Here is an 8945-nt window from a genome sequence, read left to right as displayed (position 1 = left end):
CTGCCTTGGCAGGTCGCTCACACCTTCCTCTCTAGGCGCGGTTACACGCCCCTGGTCTGGCGCGTGGCCAAGCCCTTGAGAGTACGGAACGTCTGTCCGTGAATCGCTTGAGCTTCTGGTAATATTGGGAGTGCTGTTTTGCACTCGATCCAGATCCGGCCTTTGTACTTGGTTGTGGGATGCTGCCTCGGCAGCATTTCCGCCATATCCATTAGTAGGGTTCCCTTGCCCATTGTTCACTAAATGGGGCGGGGCGGTGTACAGCGGTTCCTGCCGCGGAATTGCCGAGTTTGAGGTAATGTCAGCACCAATGTTATCTCGCTGGTTCAGGGTAAGAATGTCGGCAAGATGCCCACCAGACCCATTGTCATGAAGTCCCGCCTCAACTAGCTGCTTATACATCCCATTGGCCAAGTCCTTATCAATATGGTTGGACGCAGCATAACTATCCCAACGCTCCTTCGAGTTATCAGTGAGGCCCCCAACTCTTGCTGTTGCAAACACATCTGCTTGAGCCTGATTAAGACCCAGTCGTTGACCTTCGTGCACGTACTCTTCACGTGTTGCACGCGTGCCCAATGTCGAACCAATGCCATTCGACGCCGCAGCAAGTATGCCAGACGAGGACTCTCCCCGATCGTTGACTTCGGTGGCCGAATCGCGGATGCGACCAGCAGCTCTATCGGCTGAAGGATCCAAGGCCTTCTTCGCATAAACTTCGCCGTCGTTTTCCACAATGCGATCATTTCGCTCATGTTTTTCGGCGATATTCTGATGCGCATCAGCAATGGCGGCTGTCTTCTCCCGATTAAACCGAGAGTTAAACGCTCCTGTATCCACCATATGGCCAGCGTTGTTCGCTTCCGCTTCCACATTGCCAACTGACGGTGAACGCAGATTCGCGTTCTTGTCATAGTCGACGGTGGCACCAGTCAGTGCCTCGAAATCATGGTGTTTTGCCAAGGTGTACAACGCCGCTGCTGTGTTGGCCCGCTTGGGGTCCAACATCGTCTGACTGAACATCTGCTGGTTCTGCTGAAATTCTTGCCCGTATTTATTCATAGCGTCGCCGACAACCGCGCGATCACGGCCTTCGTTTATAACTTTGCCCGTCAACGAGTCCAGCTTCATGTCCTCAGAGTACCCATAGGTATTCGCCAGACCGCTTATCTTCTGATAGGCCATCTGATCGTTAATGGTTTTCTGGGCCGATTTTGAAAGGCTTTCCTGGTCCGCCTTAGAAATGCTTGAACGGTCTGCACTTTGGAAATTCTTGGCCAAGGTAGTGCCATCTGTTTTTTGAAGCGCGCTTTTCACTGTTTCGCCAAGACCCGATGACTTGACTGCAGACACAGTATCCGCATAAGCCTTGCCATCAGAACGCGATGTTTGGTCAGTACTCGATCCTGTTACACCACCACTCAGCCCAAGACTTCCGTTGACTCCTCCTTTAACGCCTGTCGGCCCTCCATCAACGCCGGCAGCTGCAGAGGCGCCCAGTTTGCCATCGACGCCACCGCTCAGAGCTACACTCGCAATAGCCGCATCGATGTTGTTTGCGCTATACCCTTGAGATCTAAGTCCATCGTACTTGGCCTGAAACCCAGCGTTTTTATCCAAACCAAGTGAGGTTTGAAGCGAATGGCCAATATCAGCAGCTTCCCCGATCGTCTTCGAGTTATCGAGTGATTTGCCCATCGTGCTTGTGAACTGCTTAGAAAAGGCCTGAGAGGAACCCTCTGAAGTCGCCTTTGAACTTTGAATCGTTTCACTCAGCATGGACCCAACGGAGATATTGCCACGCTGATTTTCCGACCCATTGATTCGCACGCCTTTGTCGAAGTCGCTTGTTGCGTAGGGAGTGGTCTGCAGTCCTGCCGACGGGGTAAGGACATCCGGGCTGGCAATCTTCTCGTCGATTTTGTCAGAACCGTTCATACGACCTGCGATGCCAGATGCAGCAATCGCCGTACCGGATACCAGGAACAAGCATATCGCCGGGATGGAGGAGGCCATTAACCCAGCGACACCGATAGCCTGTTCCAGAGCTGGCCCCATCTGCTTGAGCATCTCGAACGACACCCCAGTCCCGCCAACATCAAACGACGAGGTCTGGAGAATGGCCTCCATGGCACTCGCAGTGGACGAAACCGTGTAGAGATTGACAATCGCCAGGGCCGGCATCCAGAGCATCATCCACGCCAGCAACATCAGGTATTTGCCGATAAGCCCAATACCGAATCCACCCATCGTAATGAGGAATGCCATCAGCGGCGTAATTGCGTAGATGAGGCCTTCAAAGAAGGTCATGAATGGCCGCACATACTTCGTAAATTGCGTACCTTCGGCAGCCCACTGCGTATTTTGCTGAGCCATGGCCTGTCCCATCATGACGCCATACGAGCCCTGCAGATCCTCAACAGCTTTCTGACCAGGCGCTTGGAGAAATATCGGATAGAGGACGGACGACATTGTGTAGGCGCGGGCGTCAGTCGCTGACATATTCAACGCGTACAGCGAATCCCCAATTCGAGAGGCTACTGCATCTGGATCGACGGATTTTCCTGGGCGCTTAAAGCCGGCGGTAGCAATCTCAGACATGACGTTATCAGTTGCTGAGTCCGTCAGGTTTACCAGAGCTGTATGCGCGTCAGAACAATTTAGTGTTCTGCCACCCGCGGGACCATCGAAAATCTGAGTGTAGTAGACGCTGCTATTGAATCTCGCGGCCCCCATTGGGTCGTTCGCCCGATACAGGTCAGCATAGTCCTGGAGATCTGTTCCAAGCATAGGCAGCGTACATTCTCGGAAATAATTGGACCATGAGTTAACGAGGTTTTTATTGGCCCCCAGCCCATTAGTAAACGAAGGAATTGACATCAAATTTCCAGTTACGGAACGAACTTTCATCAAAGTTTCAATCGGATCTGCAAATCCATACTTTGTCATTGCAGGCGTCGAAAATGCCTGTTCAAAAAGGTTCGTAAGGTTGTACCCGATGTTGGAGATAATCGATCCAACTACTAATGGACCAAGCGGGACGTTATCAACTACCGCCACATCACCGTCGTACACATCCTCAATAACTGCCCGACCCGAAGGACCGTACATGGCCATGTAAAGCACAAGGCAAATTAAAAGTTTTTGAAATGGGATCGCTGTGTTATTGAAAACTGCTTGAAAACCTAAAATAAGGGCGCCAATGAGAAATCCAATTTGTGCCAAGGACTCGATATCGCCGGTGCCACAGATCATAGCGACCGAGTTCAAAACCTCTTCGAGATAAACTGCAGAGCCTACTGAATAAATTGTGAACTCCATCAGTTTGGCCTCACAGCGTTAGCGCCCATCGTGGCAATAAAGTTGGGTGGTGGCATGATCTGCATGCGAACTTGGTAGTCCTTGACCAAGTCATTGTCATTGCCATATTTTGCAAGAAGTGATTGGTGCTCTGCAGTGAGCCGCTGACGTGATTCAGACAGGAACTCCTTGCTTGTTTCACCAAGCTGGTCAACCATTTTCCCCTTTTTCAAAACTTCAGAGGCCACATTGATGTAGGACTCAGCAAGGGAATGAGCGCCGTCAAGAGCAAGCTGCTTAGAGTGCGCGCTAACGAAGCCCTTAGCCATGTACTCGCTATGCTGGGCTAGGCGTTGAATCATGGCAGAGAAGCCGGTTTTTTGGAGTGCTCCGATGATGGCCACTTCGTCAGAGTTAAACGGGCCAGCATTATTAGCCCACTTAAACACGATACCCGGCGAGCTTGCGTTACCATTGAACTGTTTGACGATTTTCTCAGCTAGACCATCAAACGATATCTGCTGAGTTTTAATTGTCATACAGGTCGCCTCATCACTTGAACAATCGTAAATTGGGACAGTTTCTGTTTTTTTGCCCTCAACGATGTCCTGCAATGTAATCGAGGTAGGACCGTAGAACTTTGTAGTTGGAACTTTTCCTTTCCCATCATCGGAGTTCTCAAGGGCCGTTATAAGGACGGTCCCAGTAAAGGACATGATCATTTCGTCAGTTTGGCGAGACCCATACTGGAAGAACCCCCTTGAATTATTCTGTGTCATAGCACACCAGACGACGTTGCCAATGTCCTCACAGGCCTTGGACAGTCCTGCGTCACTTTGCTGCTCTTTTGGTGACTTCGAGGTTAGGCTGCCTGACATGAGCGAGGAGAAGGCATCGCCAACGCCGCCCGACACGTTAATGTTGGCCGCTCTCATCGTCTCTTTTGAGGTGAAGGAACTGAAAGCGTCTGTAACCAATCCTTGTGCAAGTTGGCAAGAGTTGGACATTAGACTGTTAATATCCTGCATAACTTCTTGTAGGTTTTGAATAACGTTGTGAACAGTCGGACCCATGGCGTTCAGTGCAAGTTTAAAGGCGTAGCCAGAGGCTACGCCGACAGCGTTAGATGCGACCGAACGCAATGATTGAACGAATTGTTGAGCATTGATGAAGGAAAATGAACCTGCAAACATGTCGATGCCGCCACAGCCAGCCTGGAAGGAGGGCGGTCGGAAGTTAACGATTGGAGCGTTTGAGATCTTATTTCTGACTCGCAATGAGCCACCGGTAATAACACCACGTGTGGCTGTTTCGTACGCACCAGGTTCAGTAGTGTTCGACATCGAATCGAACATGGAATCAAGTTGCGACTGAATGTCAGCATATGCACCTGCCGGAGCTACACCGATGGCCAAAGCCAGAATGATTGATTTACTGTTCAGTCGCATCAGGGGTCTCCACGTCAATAGCCTTTCTCGCCAACTTGGCTTTCATGCTTTGCACGAATTTTTGAGGATCATTGAGAAGCTCCTCATCGATCCCTTCCGAGTCATCGATCGACAGAAGTCCGTTGTCGAAGAACGGCTGCGTGCTCGCAAATGTTTTATGGTCAATGATTCCAGCGTCGCGAGTGGCCATCAGAATCCGATTGAACAACACGTCGAGGGTAATGGCGCCGTATCCAACGATTGATGTTCCTTGCGGGGGCATGGCCAAAGCGAGGGCAGGGGTCTGAAAGATTTCCAGCTTCTTGGCCTGGCCATCGTCTATCCGGTAATTCGGAAACGCGTTGTTATCCAGGGGCCCGCCATCAAGCGAAACTGGAATGATGTTTATTCCAGTCGATGTTGTCAGCGATTGCAGGACATTGGCCTGCTCGGCGCAGAGCATGCAGTTTGATTTGAAGAAAAAGAAAACCCCAACCCTGTCAGCCAGGCTGCGCAGCACCTTGTCTTTGTTGGCCGTCACCTCGCGATTCATTGCATTCGCTGCGTATGTCGCGACTGGACGCCGACTATCTTCGTCCAGAAAAGGATCCTTCATGATCGCGCGCGACGATGCCTCGGAAAACCGCGACGCCTTGTCCATCATCACGCGTTGTAGGTAGTAATAGGCCTGAACGTTCGCGTCCGTCGGGTTGTCGATGGCTCGGTCACGGTACTTCGGCAGGTTCTTTTTGATCCAGGCAACGCTGAACACCTCAGGTCCTTTTGGGGCCGGAGGTTCGACTTTTTCTTCCGGCGGCGCCGGCGGCGGAGGAGGTGGGGGGGGGGGAGGAGGCAACTCCTTCTTCGGCTCCTCTTCTTCCTTAGGTGGGTCCTTGTACCAGAACCACCCTTCGGCCTTTCCCTTGTAATAACTACTACCGCCGGCGGCAGGTAGGGAAGATTCTTCTGGCCTCTCGCTTGCGTTTACGCCGTGCGCAAGCGCAGCTATCACTGCAGCACCCAAAAATACCGTGGCGCGCACGTCAAACCCCTTTATCGAGGAAGGTTGCGACCGACTCAGTACGGTAAACCCAAAACCGTCCACACTTTTTGCGGGCTGGATAAATTGCCTTCACCCAACCCAGGTGTTGATAGTCAGCGGCACCGATCTTTTTCCGGAAATAGGTCACTGAATAGTTCAGCTCAGCGGCTACCTGGACAACGGACATTTGATCGCCATACATACGCGTGAGGCGCTGTAGGGTGGACTCGTTCTTTTTCTTGCTGCCAGCTACAGCAGATGACTGTTGGCCACGACCTTGCGAGATCTGAAGCATCTCCACTCCACACATTGAAATCTGATGTTTCAATGCTAGGGAACGACCTCTTCAAAAGGCGGCCAATTGGGCCCAATCTGGGGGGCAGTAATTACAGCGGGCAAAGCCGAGGGGCGGGTTTTTGATTGCTGCAGGTTCTACGATCATTGAATGGTCTTAGAACGCAGAGCTCGACAAAATAAGCAGGTAGAGGCTCAAACCAGCGGTGACGTAAGCGTCGCAGCTTAGGGCCTTGGGGGCTGAGACTAAACTGCTGAGCAGCGCCGAGCGCCTCCAACTGGTCAACTTGATGAGGTGTGAGGCAGGGCACAAGCAGCGGGGTCTCCCAGGCGCTAACTTTCGTTGGTGGGAATGCTGGGCCGGGGCCGCGAACGAGTTAGGATCAAAACCCTTTGGTGATCCGTGCGCCAACGGTTTACGGATCGTAACTCATAGTGTTGTCTTTGATTGCAGTGCCGTGCTCTGCTTTATCGATCCTCGATGCTGAGGTTCTTATTGGAGCGATGTCGCTCCTCATCTCGGCTGTTGTAGTACGTGTCGACCGTGGTTGCCAAGCTTTGGTGGCGCAGGTCAGCCTGGAGATCCTTGTGATCCCGCACCTTGGCGTCAGCTGTTGCCGAGGTGTGACGTAGCCAGTGGAGTGATGCTGAACGGAGGTTCTTGATGTCGTCATCAGGAAAACCTTCCGCACGCATTCGTTCCAGGGCGTAATCGAAGACCTCCTGAACAAGGCTCCTGATATGCCCCTCTGACAAGCCTGCTCGGCCCTTGATGGAGTGCAAGAGCGGAGCAGTATCATCAGGGGAGGGCGTAGACGTCAGATTGAGGAAACGCCGGTAACGAGCCATCCAGACGTTCATATACTCGTCTTTGACACTGATCTTAGCCGACTTGTTGCCTTTACCAATTACATGGAACCACCAGTTCCCGTGGTCATCTTTGCGGAAGTCACTCATCATGGGCTCCCAATTATCTCGACCAACCAGATCGGACACCCGAAGGTACATGGAATAAATGGTGGCGATGATGAAAAGGGTACGCTCGCAAACCTTTAGTTTGTTCTCAAGACGCCTTAGCTTGGCCTTATGAGCCTTTTTGCTCTCATCGTCGAGTTCTACTTTGTTCGCTTTGGCTGCTGCTTGGGCTTCTTGCGATTCGACTGCTGCTTGATGAGCCATTAATTTGGCCGTCTCTAGTACGAAAGTCCACTGAAGCGCTGTCAACGACTTTGCTTTCTCGTCAGCCACAACCCGTTGTTTGTACTTCGATTTTTGCTTAATTGCGCGGATCGGATTGGCGTTGTTGGAGAGGCCTTCGTCAGCTGCCCATTGGAAAAAGCTGCCACACACGGCAAAGATTTGGGCGATTGAGTCCTGCTTAATCTTGTAGGGCTTCACTTCAGGCTCTTTGTTTTGTTCCTTGGCGAGCTTGAGATCAGGTTTTTTTACCGTTAGGAAGAATGGACGCCACACCGGATTGATCGTGTATGTATCAGTGGGTTTAGCGGTTCGACCGCCGGCACGCTGGTACCGAGACTTGACGACGGGACCGATCCAATCTGCAGGCGGTTTTATGCAAAACTCCATAAAGCGCTCGCCATCCTGGCGGGTCATTTCCAGAAGCGGCTTTTTGCAAACCAGAAGCGTCCAGAGCAGCAAACGCTCGACGTGTGTACGATAGGAATTGAAGGTTGCCGAATTGCCTTCATAAGAGCGCAGGAAGCTCCTGACAGCTCGATAGCCATCGAGAGCACATAGATCACCCGGGAAGGATTCCAGGTAGCTGATGACCACCGGTTGTTCTTGAGAAAGGTTGTTATGGTTAAGCTCAAGGAATCGGTCGTGCGATTCGAACAACGGGATCAGGTTTGCCATGAAATTGCCATTCGTAGATTTGTGGACACGCCGCTAATCTAGTCGTGTTTCGCGCTAAATGCAAAATACGGTTCTACCCATTATCGAATATTACATTCATTTCTTTCGCTCTACCGCCGAGCGCAACATGTGAAGATCACCCCACAACGAGACACGCTGCCAGAGTGGAATCGCAACCATGGCGCACCGATTGGATCAGTCGCGATCAGGCCACCGCTCCAAGGGCGGCATCCCATAACACACGATGAATAAGTCTCGGCAGCCCTGTTCACGATACCAGGCAACAACCTCATCGATCAGTTCGTCCAAGACCCCGACCAGAATATCGTCGTATCCTTTCGGAGCACCGTTCTCGTATCGATAACGAGAATTAGTGAATACTTCGCGGTCTTTTTCAATCCAATGCTCATGACGATCAAGACGAATACGTACTCTAATCGGTTCAGGAATCGCATAGAACAACGTCAGTAGATCGTGCTTATTAGGCGGTCTGTCCTTACGATAAGCGGGAATTTTACCTACCGTTCTCAAGTGATCGTGCGCAACCTTTATCGCGCCGTAGTCAAGCTCATAGGTTTCATCAGCCTGGCCAAGCTTGCCATTGGGCTTCGATACGAAACTTTTGAGGAGAATTTCCATACCGACTGCAGCATTAATCTGAGCAATGTCTAGCATGTCATGGCCGCATTTAAGATGCTTTGCCGCCTTCAAATAACGGTAAGCGCTCTCGACCATCCAGGGCGTTAGGTGCTGCTGCATTAGGCTTGCTCCAAAGTGATGCTTTTTTATCCGAGATTAACTCCAACAGAACCTAAGCGTTTTTGTCGGCGATACAACCATTTCAAGTTCGCCAAGAACCCTATAAAATTAAATTAGCGACATGAATTAGAAACTAAAATACTAGAACACCATCCCCTTAAGCATGAAGGCGCAATCCAATGGTAAATGATAACTCACACAAATCTCTATTTAGTTGAGTTATTATTTTACAGTTCCAACAGGTCTAG

Annotated in this window: 6 protein-coding genes; all 6 read right to left on the bottom strand. The window is 51.1% G+C overall.

Features of this window, described 5'->3' with window-relative positions; all coding sequences use genetic code 11:
- On the bottom strand, nucleotides 1–3321 hold a 3321-nt coding region (locus PG5_RS31720), incomplete at its 3' end, for a conjugal transfer protein TraG N-terminal domain-containing protein (RefSeq protein WP_081648204.1).
- On the bottom strand, nucleotides 3321–4748 hold the full coding sequence (locus PG5_RS31715) for a conjugal transfer protein TraH (RefSeq protein WP_020801172.1): 1428 nt from the start codon (nucleotides 4746–4748) through the stop codon (nucleotides 3321–3323). The genes PG5_RS31715 and PG5_RS31720, both read right to left, overlap by 1 nt.
- Nucleotides 4732–5769 carry a conjugal transfer protein TraF gene (gene traF, locus PG5_RS31710; RefSeq protein WP_256229742.1) on the bottom strand — a complete coding sequence of 346 codons (1038 nt, stop codon included), beginning with the start codon at nucleotides 5767–5769 and terminating at the stop codon, nucleotides 4732–4734. Before traF ends, PG5_RS31715 begins: the two co-directional genes overlap by 17 nt.
- A gap of 1 nt (nucleotide 5770) precedes the next feature.
- Nucleotides 5771–6064: a hypothetical protein gene (locus PG5_RS31705; RefSeq protein WP_052024749.1), complete on the bottom strand. Its 294-nt coding sequence runs from the start codon at nucleotides 6062–6064 to the stop codon at nucleotides 5771–5773.
- Between the two features lie 467 nt (nucleotides 6065–6531).
- A complete protein-coding gene (locus PG5_RS31700; RefSeq protein WP_020801169.1) occupies nucleotides 6532–7938 on the bottom strand; it encodes a site-specific integrase in 1407 nt (468 codons plus the stop codon).
- Between the two features lie 195 nt (nucleotides 7939–8133).
- Nucleotides 8134–8697 carry a hypothetical protein gene (locus PG5_RS31695; RefSeq protein ID WP_020801168.1) on the bottom strand — a complete coding sequence of 188 codons (564 nt, stop codon included), beginning with the start codon at nucleotides 8695–8697 and terminating at the stop codon, nucleotides 8134–8136.
- Between the last annotated feature and the right edge of the window lie 248 nt (nucleotides 8698–8945).

Source organism: Pseudomonas sp. G5(2012) (assembly GCF_000408945.1).
GTDB lineage: Bacteria > Pseudomonadota > Gammaproteobacteria > Pseudomonadales > Pseudomonadaceae > Aquipseudomonas > Aquipseudomonas umsongensis.
This window is presented reverse-complemented; position numbering and strand designations above follow the sequence as displayed.